At 70.4% G+C, this 15,763-nt stretch carries 14 protein-coding genes; 5 read left to right on the top strand and 9 right to left on the bottom strand.

Translation table 11 applies throughout. The annotated features are described in order from the left end of the window. Positions 1-64: 64 nt before the first annotated feature. From AB0C62_RS07835 to AB0C62_RS07810, 6 genes are all read right to left on the bottom strand, one after another. Complete coding sequence (locus AB0C62_RS07835; protein ID WP_362970610.1) at positions 65-988, bottom strand: NADP-dependent oxidoreductase; 924 nt, start codon at positions 986-988, stop codon at positions 65-67. A gap of 22 nt (positions 989-1,010) precedes the next feature. Further along, positions 1,011-1,649, bottom strand: a complete 639-nt coding sequence (locus tag AB0C62_RS07830) for an HD domain-containing protein (protein ID WP_362970678.1) — start codon at positions 1,647-1,649, stop codon at positions 1,011-1,013. 57 nt (positions 1,650-1,706) lie between these two features. Further along, the gene (locus AB0C62_RS07825; RefSeq protein ID WP_362970608.1) at positions 1,707-2,345 is read right to left on the bottom strand and encodes an HD domain-containing protein; all 639 of its coding nucleotides are present in this window, start codon (positions 2,343-2,345) and stop codon (positions 1,707-1,709) included. A gap of 119 nt (positions 2,346-2,464) precedes the next feature. Beyond that, entirely contained in the window at positions 2,465-3,451 is a 987-nt protein-coding gene (locus tag AB0C62_RS07820; RefSeq protein ID WP_362970606.1) for a GlxA family transcriptional regulator, read from the bottom strand. A 208-nt stretch (positions 3,452-3,659) separates the two neighbouring features. After that, positions 3,660-4,937, bottom strand: coding sequence for a cation:proton antiporter (locus AB0C62_RS07815; protein WP_362970604.1), 1,278 nt, complete (start codon positions 4,935-4,937; stop codon positions 3,660-3,662). Positions 4,938-4,943: 6 nt separating this feature from the next. Then, positions 4,944-5,414: a TrkA C-terminal domain-containing protein gene (locus AB0C62_RS07810; RefSeq protein ID WP_362970602.1), complete on the bottom strand. Its 471-nt coding sequence runs from the start codon at positions 5,412-5,414 to the stop codon at positions 4,944-4,946. A 222-nt stretch (positions 5,415-5,636) separates the two neighbouring features. On the opposite strand from AB0C62_RS07810, the gene AB0C62_RS07805 reads away from it, so the two are divergent. Next, a complete protein-coding gene (locus AB0C62_RS07805) occupies positions 5,637-6,077 on the top strand; it encodes a hypothetical protein (RefSeq protein ID WP_362970600.1) in 441 nt (146 codons plus the stop codon). Between the two features lie 107 nt (positions 6,078-6,184). Here AB0C62_RS07805 and AB0C62_RS07800 read toward each other — a convergent pair whose 3' ends face one another. Beyond that, entirely contained in the window at positions 6,185-6,952 is a 768-nt protein-coding gene (locus AB0C62_RS07800) for an alpha/beta hydrolase (RefSeq protein WP_362970598.1), read from the bottom strand. 378 nt (positions 6,953-7,330) lie between these two features. Between AB0C62_RS07800 and AB0C62_RS07795 the strand changes: the two genes are divergently transcribed. From AB0C62_RS07795 to AB0C62_RS07780, 4 genes are all read left to right on the top strand, one after another. After that, positions 7,331-8,854 carry a right-handed parallel beta-helix repeat-containing protein gene (locus AB0C62_RS07795; RefSeq protein WP_362970596.1) on the top strand — a complete coding sequence of 508 codons (1,524 nt, stop codon included), beginning with the start codon at positions 7,331-7,333 and terminating at the stop codon, positions 8,852-8,854. A 131-nt stretch (positions 8,855-8,985) separates the two neighbouring features. Then, complete coding sequence (locus tag AB0C62_RS07790) at positions 8,986-10,416, top strand: sulfatase-like hydrolase/transferase (RefSeq protein ID WP_362970594.1); 1,431 nt, start codon at positions 8,986-8,988, stop codon at positions 10,414-10,416. Between the two features lie 154 nt (positions 10,417-10,570). Then, positions 10,571-11,785 carry a glycoside hydrolase family 3 N-terminal domain-containing protein gene (locus tag AB0C62_RS07785; protein ID WP_362970592.1) on the top strand — a complete coding sequence of 405 codons (1,215 nt, stop codon included), beginning with the start codon at positions 10,571-10,573 and terminating at the stop codon, positions 11,783-11,785. A 153-nt stretch (positions 11,786-11,938) separates the two neighbouring features. Further along, complete coding sequence (locus AB0C62_RS07780; RefSeq protein ID WP_362970590.1) at positions 11,939-12,496, top strand: GNAT family N-acetyltransferase; 558 nt, start codon at positions 11,939-11,941, stop codon at positions 12,494-12,496. Between the two features lie 76 nt (positions 12,497-12,572). On the opposite strand, the gene AB0C62_RS07775 is transcribed toward AB0C62_RS07780, so the two are convergent. Together AB0C62_RS07775 and AB0C62_RS07770 are read right to left on the bottom strand one after the other, a co-directional pair. Then, on the bottom strand, positions 12,573-14,150 hold the full coding sequence (locus AB0C62_RS07775) for an amidohydrolase (RefSeq protein WP_362970588.1): 1,578 nt from the start codon (positions 14,148-14,150) through the stop codon (positions 12,573-12,575). A gap of 50 nt (positions 14,151-14,200) precedes the next feature. After that, positions 14,201-15,703 (bottom strand): APC family permease, encoded by a 1,503-nt coding sequence (locus AB0C62_RS07770; protein WP_362970586.1) that lies wholly within the window; start codon positions 15,701-15,703, stop codon positions 14,201-14,203. Positions 15,704-15,763: the final 60 nt, after the last annotated feature.

Raw genomic sequence — 15,763 nt, 5'->3', positions numbered from 1 at the left:
AAGGAGGCCTAAATCCTTGATCGAACCGAAATCACCTGAATGCCCCGTACGAATGGAAGAGTGATCACCGCTCCTCGGCCACCTGAATGATCGTTCTGCCGGAGACGCGACGATCGGGTACGAAGGCCGCGGCGGCCTCGCCGAGGGGGCGCACCTCCGCGACCCGGACGTCGAGGTGTCCGTCACTGACCCGCCGTACGAGGTGCGTGAGGCGCGCGCGGTCGGGTTCGACGACGAAGAAGAGTGCTCGTCCGTCCTTGGGCCGAACGGTGGGCGGCCGGGCGATCGTCACGAGCGTGCCGCCGGGGCGCACGAGCGCCGCCGAGCGGTCGAGGACGTCACCGCCGATCACGTCGAACACGACGTCGACGTCTCCCGCGTCCTCCAGCCGGTCGTTCTCGAGGTCCAGGAAGGCATGCGCGCCCAGCCCCAGAGCCGTCTCCCGGTCGGCGGCCCGGCCGGTTCCGATCACCCGGGCTCCGGCCTCCCTGGCGAGCTGCACCGCCATCGAACCGACAGCCCCGGCGGCGCCGTGGACGAGGACGGTCTGGCCGGTCCTGATCTGCGCGTGATCGAAGAGGCCCTGCCAGGCGGTCAGTCCCGAGACCGGCAGCGCGGCCGCCACGGTGTGGCTGACGTCCGCGGGCAGCGGGGCGAGATTGCGGGCCTCCACGGCGACGTACTCGGCGAGCGAACCGTCGCGTGTCCAGTCGGTCAGTCCGAAGACCCGTTGGCCGACCGTGAGACCGGTCGTGCCGTAGCCGAGTTCCGCCACGACTCCTGAGACCTCGTGGCCGGGCACGCTCGGCGTGCGGTCGTGGCCCGCGCGATCGGTCCACGTCGCGGGCCAGTCGAGTTCACCACGGGTGAACCCCGCGGCGTGGACCCGCACGATGACGTCGTTCTCCGCCATGTGGGGATGGGGGAGGTCCGTCAAGGTGAGCCCCTTGACGCCGGCGTCGCGGTCCCCGGCGGTGATGGCCTGCATGTCATAACCTCCTTCGTTCGCGTCAGCTCGGCCACGGCGCGTCGGTGATGCGCTCGACCATGCTGGTACGCCGAAATCCTGGGATGAAATGTTCCAGCACGTCTGCGTTGACGGTCCCGTACGTGGTGTCCGGACGATTCCTCAGACCGTCGACGAATTCCTGCAGGAAATCTCTCTTGAATTCTCCGCGCGGATGGGCGGCGACGATTTCGTCGGCCTGACCGTCGTCCAGTTCCGCCAGGCCCCATCCGACGGCGTCGGTCAGTACACCGTAGTTCGTGGCTGCGATCTCCGCGCCCAGGCGACCGGGAATCCCCGGCGTCGTGTGCAGCGCGACCGCCATCCAGGCCACCTCGGCGGCGCTCTGCGGGAACCCGTGGTCGAGCAGGAACCCGCGGGCATGGTCGGCGCCGTCGAGCTCGAAGCGCTGCTCCTTGTCGGAGTACGGGGACAGCAGTCCGGCGTCGTGGAACATGGCGGAGACGTACAGCAGCTCGGGATCGGGCCGGAGGCCGAGCCTGCGCGCGTGCAGAGAACCGAAGAGAAAGACGCGGCGGGAGTGATGGAAGATGAGCGGGTTCGTCGTCTCCCGAATGAATTCGGTGGCAGCATCAATTGCCGCCGTCTGAGGAATCTCCACTCCGGAGATGGTCTCGATCATGAAGGTCATGTCTTTCCGTGTGGCGCGCCAGGGACACTGCGGGGGATCTGCGTACGGTCACTCCGGCCAGGCTGAGTTCTCGATGACGTCGACGAAGTCGGTACGCCGAAAGCCCGGGACGAAGTGCTCGAGAACGTCCGCGTTCACCGTGCCGAAGGTGGTGTCGGGTCGATGCCTGAAGCCGTCGGTGAACGCCTCGAGGATCTGCCGCTTGAAGTCCGGCCTCGGGTGGACAGCCGTGACGGCGTCGATCTGCGCCCGCGTGATGTTGGCCAGGCGCAGGCCCAGTACGTCCGTCTCGACACCCGCCGTGGTCGCCGCGATCTCGGGCGCCATCTTGTAGGGCACCTCCGGTGTGGTGTGCAGGGCGACGGCCGTCCAGACGGTGTCCGCGTCGCTCTCGGACAGACCGTGGGCCAGCAGGAACGCCCGCGCCTGGTCGGCACCGTCCATCTCGAAGCGCTGATCGTCGCTGCGGTAGGGCGCCACCAGGCCCGTGTCGTGGAACAGCGCCGCCACGTACAGCAGCTCCGGGTCGGGGCTGAGCCCCAGTGCGGCCGCCTGGAGACTGCCGAAAAGGTAGACCCGGCGGGAGTGGTGGAAGATCAGGGCCGGGGTCGTGTCACGGATGAGCTCGGTGGCGTCCTGCGCGAGCTTGCTGTCGGGGATCGCGACGTCGGCGATGTACTCGGTCATGGCTGCCTTCCCTGGGCGGGGTGGGGTTCCTGTCCCCAGCTTCCGCCGAGCGGGGCCGCCGCGTCCGCAACCAGATGGCCGACAAGCCCTCGAAAACGGTCACGGCCCAGGCGGCCGGCTCACCTCGCGTTGGGTGCGCGCGAGGTCGGTGTCGTGGTGGCGAAGCGGTGCTGGTACTGGGTGGGGGAAAGCCCGAGATGACGTGCGAAGGCGCGCCGCAGGCTCTCGTAGCTGGGGAAGCCCGAGAGCGAGGCCGCCTCCGTCGCGTTGTGTCCGGCATCGAGGAGGGCCTTCGCCCTGTCGAACCGGATCAGTTCCACGTATTTCATGGGTGTCGTGTCGAGTTCGGCGCGGAACATCCGGGTCAGGTGCCGTGGGCTCACTCGGACCCGCGCCGCGAGGGACTCCAGTCCGTGATCGGCTGTCGGATCGGCCTGGACCGCGTCCTGGATCATCCGCAGCACGGGAGTTCGGGGTGCCGGGCCCTGGAGCGACGCGGAGAACTGGGACTGTCCGCCGGCTCGCTGCATGTACACCACCAGCGAACGGGCGATCTTGCGGGACAGGTCCGGTCCGTGGTCCTGCTCAACCAGGGCGAGGGCGAGGTCGATACCCGCGGTGACACCCGCGGAGGTGTAGGTGCTGCCGTCCCTGACGAAGATCGCGTCCGGCTCCACCGTCGTCTGCGGGCAGCTACGGGCCAGCGCGGCGGTGTGCTGCCAGTGCGTGGTCGCCCGCTTGCCCTCCAGCAGTCCCGCGGCGCCCAGGACGAAGGCCCCGGTGCAGACCGACGCGACGCGTTCCGCCCTGTCCGCCAGGGCTCTGGCTGTGGCGGACAGCTCAGGGTCGACAGGAGTGGCCGGCAAAAGGTCGCCACCCACCACGAGCAGCGTGTCGAAGGGGTCCGCGACCGCGGCCTCCACGTCGACGGGAACGCTCATGCCGATGGAGGAGCGCACCGGCGTTCCGCCCGCGGAGACGATGCTCAGCCGGTACTGGGCGCCGTACCGGTTGGCTTCACTGAAGACCTCCGCCGGCCCGGACAGGTCCAGCATCTTCATTCCGTCGAACACAAGGACGCCCACGCTGTGTGTTCGGGATGCCATCGTTCCTCGTTCTCTTCGCTGCGTCGCTCCCCCGCCGTACTGGTCACGTCTACCAGGAAAGAGCCTTGAAGCATGCTTCCGAGCACACGTGTGTGACTGACCGGCGCGTGTCCGGACCCGCGTGCCCCGACCGTGGAGCCCGGTTCTCCCGCCGCAGTTCAATGCCGGTCGGCGCGGCCTTCCTCGTCGCGTGCCGATCCGTCCTGGGTCACACGCGGCCGACCGTGTCCTGCTCGTCCACCGCGTCCTCTCCGTCCATCGCGTCCTCCTGCTCCCCGGCCGACGCGTCCGACGCGTCCGACGCGACGAGGGCTGCGGGAGAGGGCTTGCGCAGGCTGCCCACCAGGCGTGCCACGGGCTCCGTGTAGCGGGCGGTGAGCGGGCCGAGGATCACCAGGATCAGCACGTACGCCGTGGCCAGCGGTCCCAGCGAAGGCTCGATCCCCGCGGTGACCGCGAGTCCGGCGATCACGATGGAGAACTCGCCCCGCGCGACGAGCGTGCCGCCCGCGCGCCACCGCCCCTTGACCGAGACGCCGGCGCGCCTAGCGGCCCAGTAGCCGGTGGCGATCTTCGTCGCCGCGGTGACGGCGGCGAGGGCGAGCGCGGGAAGGAACACCGGCGGAATGCTCGACGGGTCGGTGTGCAGACCGAAGAACACGAAGAACACCGCGGCGAACAGGTCCCGCAGCGGTGCCAGCAGATTGTGCGCGCCTTCGGCCACTTCGCCGGAGAGGGCGATGCCGACCAGGAAGGCTCCCACGGCGGCCGACACCTGGAGCTCCTGCGCGAGCCCGGCGACCAGCAGGGTCAGGCCGAGGACCACCAGCAGCAGCTTCTCCGGATCGTCGCTGGAGACGAAGCGCGAGATGTGCCGGCCGTAGCGCACTGCGATCAGCAGCACCAGGCCGGCCACACCGAGCGCGATCGCCAGCGTGACGCTGCCGGCCGCCAGCGTCGTGCCGGCCAGCAGGGCGGTGACGATCGGCAGGTAGACGGCCATGGAAAGGTCTTCCAGGACCAGGATGCTGAGGATCACCGGCGTCTCCCGGTTGCCCAGCCGACCGAGGTCACCGAGGACTTTGGCGATGACTCCGGAGGAGGAGATCCAGGTCACCCCGGCCAGGACCACCGCCGCCACCGGGCCCCAGCCCAGCAGCAGGGCCATCGCGGCCCCGGGCAGGGCGTTGAGCGCCGCGTCGACCAGCCCGGCCGCGTACTGGGTCTTGAGGTTGGACACCAGGTCGCTGGCCGTGTACTCCAGGCCCAGCATGAGGAGCAGCAGGATCACGCCGATCTCGGCGCCGATCGCCACGAACTCCTCGCTGGTGCCGAGCGGCAGGATGCCGCCCTGCCCGAAGGCCAGCCCGGCGAGCAGATACAAGGGGATGGGTGAGAACTGGAAGCGGCCGGCGAACCGGCCCAGCAGTCCGAGGCCGAGGATGATCGCACCGAACTCGATCAGGAAGGTGGCGGAGGAGTGCATCGCGGGTCACTCCCGTCCGAGGATCACGTTGGCAGCCTCGACGCCCTCGCGTGTGCCGATGACGATCAGCGTGTCCCCGCCGGCCAGTCGGAAGTCCGGCCCGGGTGAGGGGATGGCCTCTGCCCGGCGCAACACCGCCACGATCGACACACCGGTGTCCGTCCGCATGCGTGTCTCACCGAGCAACCGTCCGTTCCAGTACGAGGTGGCGGACAGTTCGGTCCGTTCCGCCACCAGTCCCAGCTCGGTCGTCGACAGCAGGTTCGGGCTGTGGTGCGCGGGCATCAACGCGCCGATGAGCACCTCCGCCTCTCCGGAGGACAGCCGCACCGACAGTGCGCAGGCATCCGGGTCGTCCTGGCGATACGCGCTCAACGTCCGCGAGCCGTCCCGGTGCGCGACGACCGACAGGCGTCGCTGCTCTCGTGTGCTCAGGTCGTAGCGGACCCCGATCCCCGGCAACGGCGTACTGCTCATGCGCGCAGCGCCCACAGCTGCCCTCCTGTCCGTCTGTCTCATTTGACTGTTCCTTTGCGAACCACTGGGTGTCACCATACCGAGCACCGGGGCCGCCCCCCGCGGCCCCCTTGGACCGCCAGTGGAACAATCCGCCCTCGGGGGGCCACCCGTCGCAGCAGTCGAACCCACCGGCGTTTCCCTCCCCTTGGCGCCGGCACGGACCGGAAGGAGACGTGACCCATGATCGAGTGGGTGTCCCTCAGCAACGGCAGCCGACCCGTTCCCCGGCCCGCGTCCACGTCGCTGGTGTGGGCAACGGCCTTCGTCGGCGCGCTGGTTCTGGTGGCCTTCCTCAACACCACCGTGGGACCGGATCGGCCCGGGCTCGCCCTCACCGCGCTGTCCCTGTTCGCCGTCGTCCTCGGCTTTCCGGCCAGCTTCACCGCGGCGCCCGGAACGGCCGTGCTGTGCTGGCTGTTCCTCAACGGCTTCGCCGTACCGCCCGCGGGCACCTTCAGCTGGATCGGGCACCGCGACACCTTCTGGCTCGCCTGCCTGCTGTCCGCCGCCCTCATCGGGACAACGCTGGCCCGCCTCGCCCACGCCCGGGCCGCGTACCGCAAACTCCCCGCCGCCACCGCTTCGGTGGCGGAATTCGACGACGAGCCGCGTGTCCCCTGACCATGTGCTGTAGCCGAGCCCGCGGGTCGGTGCGTTCATGCTCTGGCCACGCGGTCGCGGCGCCCGGCTGGTTGGCTGGGCGCCGCGGCCGTTCAGGTCAGGTCAGGTCAGGCCGCGACGGTGCCTGCTCCGCCGAAGTGCCGGTCGAAGAAGCGGACCGCGCTGTCCGCCTCGAACCGGGGCAGCTCCTTGTGCCTGCCCGCGTTCACGTGCAGCGACTTCTCCTTCGAGGCGAAGGCGTCGAACAGCGCGAGACCCTCCTCGCGCGTGATGTGTTCGTCGTCCCACTGCAGGTCGAACTCGATCGGGATGGTGATCCGCTTCGCCTTCTCGGCCAGGACGTCGGGCCAGTGCTGACCGAAGACGGCGGCGGTGATCCTGGGTTCGATCGCCACCAACGGCACACCGATCGCGGTGCCCATGTTGAGGCCCCAGAAACCGACCGGGCCGTCGGCCCCGATCTCCGGAAGTTCTTGGAGTGCATCCAAGGTTGCCTGGTATTCGGGCACGGCGAGCCGGGCGAGGTGTTCGTTGTAGCGCACGACGATCGGGCCTTCCGGCTCGCCGGCCGCCCTCGCCCGGAACAACTCGGCGATCTCCGCCTCGTCGTGTGCCGTGCGCGGCCGGTCGCCGTGACCTGGCGCGTCGATGACGGCGACGTGGAAGCCGCAGCCGGCCACGACGCGCTGAGCGCGGCCGGACATCGCCGGATGCCTCTTGTGGTTGCCGCCGCCGTGAGCCATGAGGATCAGGGGCGCGCGCTCGGCCGCGTCCGCGGCAGGCGACCAGAGGACGCCGGGGACGTCGCCCACGGTGAAGTCGCGCTCGAGCACGCCGTTCGACGACGACTCGGCGGTGAACTGCGGAGGGTGCATGTGTGGTGCCTTTCGGGAGTGCCTAGTTGTCGAGGCGCTCCCGGCGACACCTGTGTCAATCGCCCGACCGTGACGAGAGGGGAAGCACCCACGTGGATACAGCGTTCATGGGTCTCACCTCCTCGGGACGGTGCCGCGGTCGACGGAAAGCTAACAGCCCGACCGCGATCACGCCCACTCCTTTTCCACGACGCGATCACAACTCCAGGGAGGGCCCGACACCCCAGGAATTCGCCGTTCGGACGGGACTTGGCCCATTGAGGTGACGGAAGCGCGGCAACTGTCCAAGCACACGGGATGTTTGTCCATGGAGCCCGGTCCGGATCGCTTCGTAGTGTCGACGGCGTCCGCATCAGCCAGCCCGTTCGGAGCCGATACGTGTCCAAGAGCCTGAGCCGCTCGGTCGTCCTCACCACCGCTGTCGCCGTGTCCGTGTCCGCCGCCCTCCTTCCGGCAGGCGCGGCGTCGGCGCACGGCGCACCGTTGGGAACCTCGTACTACGTCGACTGCCAAGGGGGAGACGACCGGGCCTCCGGCGCCGGCCCCACCGCGGCCTGGAGGTCGCTGGCGAAGGCCAGTGAGCACGTGTACGGAGCCGGTGACCGGCTTCTGCTCAGGCGCGGCGGCAGTTGCGCGGGCGTCCTGGCTCCTGCCGGATCCGGGGCGGCGGGCGCGCCGGTGCGGATCGACGCGTACGGCCTGGGGGCCAAGCCGCGCATCGAGGGCGGAGGCGCACGCGCGGCGGTTCGGCTGGTCGACACCGAACAGTGGGAGATCCGCAATCTGGACATCTCCAACTCGGGTGCTCCTACGACGACGGAACGGCGTGCCGGGATACTGGTCCAGCTGACCGACTACGGAGTGGCCCGTCATTTCGTGGTCGACGAGGTGGACGTCCACGACGTCAACGGCGCGGACTTCAAGGACCCGGATCCCAGCGGGGGCATCCTCTTCACCGTGCTCGGCTCGTCCGTGCCCACCCGGTTCGACTCCGTCACCGTCGAGGACTCGACGGTGCGGCATGTCGACCGCACCGGCATCGCCACCGCGTCCACGTGGGGGCGGCGTCCCGAGCATCCGAGCGGACCCGGAACGAGTTGGGAGCCGCAGACGGGTGTCGCCGTGCGGCGCAACACGGTTCAGGACGTCGGCGGCGACGGCATCGTGGTGCAGACCGCGAAGGGCGCGCGCGTCGAACACAACCGCGTCGACGGATTCAACATGCGTTCGTCGGGCTACAACGCGGGCGTATGGGCCTGGAACTCGGATGATGTGCTCTACCAGTACAACGAGGTCAGCGGCGGCCACGGCACGTTCGACTCGATGGCCTTCGACTTCGACGGCGGCAACAACCGCAACGTGTACCAGTACAACTACAGCCACGACAACGAGGGTGGCTTCCTGCTGGTGTGCAACGGCGCGGGGATGACCACGCGGGGAAGCCGGTTCCACGACAACGTGAGCATCGACGACCACAACACGATGGCGCCGTACGGCGTCATCTCGGCAGCGTGTGCTTCGACCACCGACACTCAGATCTACCGGAACACGATCGTCACCGACCGGGCGGACACCGCCCTGGTGTCCAACGACGGCAGGACGGGCGTGACGTTCCGCGACAACGTGTTCGTCGGGGCGCCGAACGGTGGTTCGCCGATCGCGGACACGTCGAGCACCTTCCGCCACAACCTGTACTGGCGTACCGCACAGTCGCTGGACACGAGCGCCATCGACGCCGACCCGCTGCTGCGCTCGGCGCATCCGGCCGAGGCGCGCGACACCATGCTCCGCCCGGGCTCACCGGCGCGTGGCGAGGGTACGGTCACCGGCGACGGGGTGACCCGCGACTTCTTCGGCCACCGGATCGGCACGCGCCGGAACCTGGGCGCCGACCAGAGCTGAAACTCTCCCCGGGGCGCACTCTCGCCGTCGGGACCCGCGCGGGGCGGTGGAGGCGGGGCGAGGATGCCCGCGGTCACGGCCGTCCCTGATGCTGCGCACTCCCCCGTTCCCTCGAAAGGGCTGACTCACCGTTGTCCAGTCAACCGCCCAACGTCATCGTCGTTCTGACGGACCAACAACGGTGGGACACCACCGGTGTCCACGGCAACCCGGCCGACGTCACACCCGAGTTCGACCGGATCGCGCGTACGGGCACACATGTGGAGCAGGCCCTCACACCGCAGCCGGTGTGCGCGCCGGCCCGGGCCTCGCTGCAGACCGGCCGCTACCCGACCGCGACCGGGGTGTTCCGCAACGGCATCCCGCTGCCGACCAAGATCCCCACCATCGCCGAGGTGTTCGGCGAGGCCGGCTACACCACCGGCTACATCGGCAAGTGGCACCTGGCCGCCGGCGCCTCGGGGGCCGGTCCCGTGTCGCCCGGGCGGCGGGGCGGCTACCAACGCTGGCTGGCCAGCGACCTGTTGGAGTACACCTCCGACGCCTACCGCACCGTGCTGTACGACGGGGACGGTGAGGCGGTGCGCCTGGTCGGCTTCCGTTCGGACGCATTGATCGACGCGGCCATCCGCTTCGTGGCGGACCATCACGACCGGCCGTTCTTCCTCTTCCTGTCCCTGCTGGAGCCCCACCATCAGAACGCCACCGACGACTATCCGGCGCCGGAGGGCTATCGCGAGCGCTACGAGGGGCGTTGGATGCCCGCCGACCTCGCCGCGCTCGCGGCCGCCGCGCCGCAGGGTGGCCCGCACCGGCACATGGGCGGCTACCTGGGGCAGATCAAGCGGGTGGACGAGGGGGTCGGCCGACTGCGGGACACCCTGCGCAGCCTCGACCTGGCCGATTCGACCGTCCTGGCGTGGACCGCGGACCACGGCTCGCACTTCCGCACCCGCAACGACGAGTACAAGCGCTCCGCCCACGACGCGTCGGTACGCGTCCCCCTCGCGCTGACCGGCCCGGGATTCACCGGCGGCGGACTGATCCGCCGTCCCGTGAGCACGGCGGACCTGATGCCCACGCTCGTGGAGGCCGCCGGGCTCCCCGTGCCGGAGGGTGTGCAGGGCCGTTCCTTCCTCCCTCTGGTCGGCGGCGGAGAGGACCCCGGCCGGCCGGAGGAGGTCTTCGTCCAGATCAGCGAGTCCCACGTGGGCCGCGCGGTGCGGACGGACCGGTGGAAGTACGCGGTGGCGGCACCCGACGGTGACGCCTGGGAGGACTCCGGCGCCGCGCGCTACGTCGAGACCGAGCTGTACGACCTGCGGGCCGACCCCCACGAGTTGGACAACCTCGCGGGTCTCGCCTCGCACCGGGAGATCGCGGACGGCCTGGGCGAGGCGCTGGTCCGCTGGATGGTCCGCGTCGGCGAGGCCCCTCCCGTCGTCGAACCCGCTCCGGTTCGCGATTCCGGCGGCCGGCACGCCGACCCGGAGGTCGGGCAACTCCCCTGGGACAACCTCCCCTTCGGCCACGCGGGGAGCGCCTCACTCCGCACCCCCTGACCGCGGGCGGTGGCGGTCCAGCGCGCCGCCGTGCGCCGCAGGTCACTGCCTTTTCGCGCACTGGCGGCACATTCCCACGTTGATACGATGAGCATGGCATCTGACTATCCGCTCGACGTCCGAGCGGCCCGCAGCAGGCACCGTCGGAGTATTCATGGCATCCCACCAGTCGCCGGCCCACCGCTCCCCCGCCAAGCGTCGTGTCCGGCTCGCGACCTCGCTGACCCTTGCGCTCGCGTTGGCGGGAGCGGCAGGCGTACAGATCTCGCAGGCCGCCATCATCGACCCGTCGGGAAAGACCCCCACGGTCGCGGCGAACACCTGCGCCGACACGACCTTCAAGGCGATGTCGGCTCCGCAGCGGGTCGGTCAGCTCTTCATGGGATCGGTCACGCCGTCCGCGCCCGACAGCAAGCGGATCGCGCTCATGCACCAGTACCACGTCGGCTCGGTGTTCCTGGCCGGCCGGAGCACGGCCGGGACGAAGGCGACCAAGACCGTCGTCGACGGTCTGCAGGCGAAGGCGGACACCGCGGCAGGACACCGTGTGGGCCTCCTGGTCTCGACCGACCAGGAAGGCGGGCAGGTGCAGGTGCTGTCCGGCCCCGGGTTCTCGACCATCCCGAGCGCCCTCACGCAGGGAACGTGGACCACGTCGAAGTTGCGTGGTGAAGCCGCGGTCTGGGCCAAGGAGCTCAAGGCCGCCGGTGTGAACCTGAACCTCGCCCCCGTCGCGGACGTGGTGCCTCAGAGCCTGGGCAGGGACAACGCCCCGATCGGTCGGTTCGACCGCGAGTTCGGCCACACCGCCGCGACGGTCGCCCCGCACAGTGACGCGTTCCTGGAGGGCTCCACCCAGTCCGGGGTGTTGCCCACGCTCAAGCACTTCCCGGGACTGGGATACGTACGGGGCAACACCGACACGACGGCCGACGTCGTCGACGGTGTCACGACGAAGAACAGCGCGAGCATCACCACCTTCGACTCCGGGATCAAGGCCGGGGCACCGTTCGTCATGATCTCCTCCGCCACGTACAGCAAGATCGACTCGAAGAACCGGGCCGCGTTCTCCTCGACGGTGATCCAGGGACTGCTCCGCAAGGATCTGGGCTTCAAGGGCGTGGTCATATCGGACGATCTCGGGAACGCGGTGGCGGTGAAGTCCGTGTCCCCGGGCGACCGGGCGGTCAAGTTCCTGTCGGCCGGCGGCGACGTCGTCCTCACGGTCGAACCGAACCTGATCCCGGCCATGACCAAGGCCGTGCAGAGTCGCATGACCCAGAGCGCGACCTTCCGCGAGCAGGTGGACCAGAGCGTTCATCGCGTCCTGAACGCAAAGCAGAAAGCGGGTCTGCTGTCCTGCGACTGACCCCGCGCACTTCGCGGCCACGCCTCGTGCGAGCGCGGCGACGGCCACTCCGTGTCGGAAGCCGCGCGGACGGCGGGTGGCGGGCCGAGGTCGAAGGGCGGGCGTGCGTGTTCCGGACCGCGTAGCCGTGCATCGTGAAACGGGGAGGGTGGCATGACGTCGCTGCGGTTCCGTACGGGGGGTGCCGACGACGCCGCGAAGGTGGCGTCGCTGCATGCCGACAGTTGGCGCAGGCACTACCGCGGTGCCTACGCCGACTCGTTCCTGGACGGGGATGTCGTCGCCGACCGCCGTTCCGTCTGGTCGTCACGGCTCGCCGTACCCGGCGACAACGTGACGGTCGTCGCCGAGTACGACAGCGAACTGGCGGGATTCGTGCACGTCGTGTTCGACGCCGACGAGCGATGGGGAAGCCTCGTCGACAACCTGCACGTCGTCCACGGCCGTCAGCGCACCGGCATGGGCGCCGCGCTCCTCACCCGGGCGGCCGCGGCCGTCACCGAGCGGGCCACCGGCGCATCCATGTACCTGTGGGTGTTGGAGCAGAACACCGCCGCCCAGCGGTTCTACCGGGCCCTCGGTGGCACCTGCGTCGAGAAGGCGGCGGTGCCGGCTCCCGGCGGTGTCCCGGCTCGGCTCAACGGCGCCCCTGACATGCTCCGCATCGCCTGGTCCGACACCTCGTTGCTGGGGCAGCCCACCGGTCACTGACCGTCACGGCAGACGACCTCACGACGCTCGTCGGTGTCTTGGCCCAGGTCCACTGACCCCGCCGACGAGGATGTACTCAGTCCCCGCGGTGCGTGATGTGACCACCGACGGTGGTGAGGCGGACCGGCGCTTCGGCGGTCTCGTCCGCGGGAGCACAGGCGGGGTCCACGCCGAGGGCCGTGAGGTCCGCCCGCAGACCCGGTGCGATCCGTCCGGCGTCCTCTCCGGCGGCGCGTGCCGCGTGGGAGGTGCAGCCTTCCAGGGCCATCAGTCCGGTGAGTCCCTGCCGGGAACCCGCGGCGCCCTCGGGCGCCTGCGCCATGGACAGGACCCGGCGGACGTCGTAGTGCGCGATCGGCCAGTCCGAACCGAGCGCGAGCACCGCGCCGGCGTCGCGCAGGTCGCGGATGCGCCACGCGCGGGACGCCCGGTCGGAGCCGAGGCGCCTGGACCACTCGTCCGCATGGTCACTTCGGGTGTACGCCGTGTGGGGCGGCTGCATCGACGCGGCGACGCCGAGAGCCGCGAAGCGCGGGATCGTGTCGTCGGGCACCGTCTCGATGTGCTCGATCCGGTGCCTGCCGGCACCGCCCGCGCCGAGGGACTCGACCGTGTCCAGGACGTGCCGCACGGCCGCGTCGCCGATGGCGTGGGTGGCGGTTCCGACGCCGGCGTCGTGCAGGTGGCGCACGGCGTCGGAGTAGGCCTGGGGGTCGGGCCAGAAGGCGTCCGTGCCCTGCCCGTGGCAGTCGGCGTGCTCCAGCCACGCGGTGCCGCCCTCGACGGTGCCGTCCATGAAGAACTTGACCCCTCCGACCCGCCAGTGCCGTCCGGCCTCGCGCTGGAGGGCGATCAGCTCGTCCAGACCGTCCTGGTCCGTGCCCGGCATGCACCAGGGTGCGAGGCGCAGCCGCAGGGGCAGCACCGCCTCGTCCTCCACCGATGCGAGGAGTTGCGGTACGTCGCCGTGCCCCAGGTCCATGACGTGCGCGCCGGTCAGTCCGGTGGCCGCCATCCGCGACAGGAGGGCGAGCAGTCCGGTGCGGCGCTCGCCGAAGGAGGGCCTGGGGACGGCGTCGAGCATGAGGTCCATGGCGGCGTGCTCGACCAGGTGACCGGTGGGACGGCCGTCCGCGTCGCAGACGATCTCCGCGCGCTGGGCGAACGTGCGCGGCCCCGTGACCCCCGCGGCCTTCAGCGCGGTGGCGCTGGCCAGAGCCGAGTGCCCGTCGTAGAAGCGGATGAAGGCGGGCGCCCCGCCGAGTTCGTCCTCGACGAGGGCGCGGTCGATCCGCCGGCCCGCGAACACGTTGTGATCGAGCCCCCAGGCGACGACCCAGCCGTCGACCCGTGGGGCGTCGCGCAGGGCCCCCCGGAGTTCGTCGAGCGTGCGCACGCCCGACAGGTCGGTGCCGGTCGCCATCTCGAGCCCCCACACCGGGTGGCTGTGCGCGTCGACCAGGCCGGGGACGAGGGTGGCTCCGGTGAGGTCGACGCGCTCCGTTCCCGGACCGCTCCACTCGCGGACGAGGTCCTCGGTGTCTCCGACGGCCGCGATCAGACCGCTCCGGACGGCCACGGCCGTCGCCTCCGGTAGCGCGGGGTCGAGGGTACGGACGTGGGCGCCGGTGAGCAGCAGGTCGGCTTCGGACACGAGGGAGCTCCGTTCGGGTGTGTCTGAGGTGGGCAAGGCGAAGCGTCGGGTCAGGCCCGTACGGCTCCGGCGTGGTCGGCGTCCGTGTCGTCGGCCGGCTCCGCCGCGAAGCGTTCGAAGACCTCGGGCTTGTTGCGCCGCAGTCGTCGACCGAGCGCCAGGCCGAGGACGAAGACCGCGGGGGCGACGGACGCGAGGATCGTGTTGACCAGCGAGGACGCTCCGGTGAACAGGTCGAGGTGGGTACAGACGAGCACGATCGCCACGCCGAGGAGCACGGTGGCCACGACCGGGGCGACGACCGTGCGCAGCACACCCTCCTGGTGGGTGATGCGGCGGAAGTAGAACGGAACGGCGATCGCGGCGAGGAGCTGGAGCAGCATGAGGCCGACCATTCCGGGGGTGTTGACCCACAGCAGGAGCTGGGCGTAGGGGTCGGCGCCCGCGGCCCAGAAGGCGAGGACGACGACCGCGCCCAGTACCGTCTGCGCGAGGCCGGCGACGTACGGCGACCGGTGCCGGGCGTGGACGCGGCCGAAGGCCTTCGGCACCACGCCTTCCTCCGCGAGCGCGAGACCGTAGCGGTTGATCGCGTTGTGGAAGGCCAGGAGCGAGGCGAGGACGCTGGTCACGATGAGGATGTGCATCAGGTCGGCCGCCCAGCCCCCGACGAAGGCGCTGATGGCCGAGAAGAACAGTCCGGCCGGGTCGCTGCCCGCAGCGGCCACGACCCCGGCGTCGCCGAAGGCCTGGATCACGGTCCAGACGATGAACGCGTAGAACAGCCCGAGGAAGGCGACCGCGATGTACGTCGCGCGGCGCACCGTGCGCCCGGGGTCGCGGGCCTCCCGGCGGTAGATGACGGTCGACTCGAACCCGGTGAAGGCGGCGAACGCGAAGGCGAGCACGGCGGCGGTGCCGGGCACGAACACGTTGTGAGGGGCGAAGGAGGCCACGGACAGGCCTTGTGCGCCGCCCTTGAGCAGGACGCCGGCCGCCAGCAGGACGAGGATGCCCGTCTCGGCGCAGAGCAGGACGCCGAGGAGTTTGGCTCCGAAGTCGATGGACCGGAAGCCGCCGTACCAGATGAGGACGAGCCCGGCGAGGGAGACCGGCAGCCAGGGGATGTCGACGCCGAACAGAGCATGCAGGGTGTCCTGCGTCGACGTGCCGAGGAGCCCGTAGACCCCGATCTCCATGCCGTTGTAGCCGACCATGGCGAGCAGAGCGGCTCCGATGCCCACGGAGCGGCCGAGGCCTCGGGTGATGAAGGCGTAGAACGCCCCGGCGCTGCGGACGTGGCGGCTCATCGTGGTGAAACCGACGGCGAACACGGCGAGCGTCACGCCGGCGACGAGATAGCCGACCGGCGCGCCGATGCCGCCCAGCGCGATGGCGAACGGCGCGACTCCCGCCATGACGGTGAGCGGCGCGGCGGCGGACACGACGAAGAAGGCGATGTCGGCGGTACCCAGGGTGCCGGCGCGCAGGGTGGGTGCGGCGCCGACGCCGCGGTCGGTGTGGGGCTGTGTCTGCGGTGAGGTTGCGGGCATGCGGAAGGAAGCCCTTCTGGCGGCGGGGAGACGGGGTCCCGAGGGCATCGGTCCCGGGCC

The sequence above is a fragment of the Streptomyces sp. NPDC048643 genome, from assembly GCF_040650615.1.
GTDB lineage: Bacteria > Actinomycetota > Actinomycetes > Streptomycetales > Streptomycetaceae > Streptomyces.
Note: the sequence above shows the minus strand (reverse complement) of the source record. Positions and strands in the feature narration are given on the sequence as shown.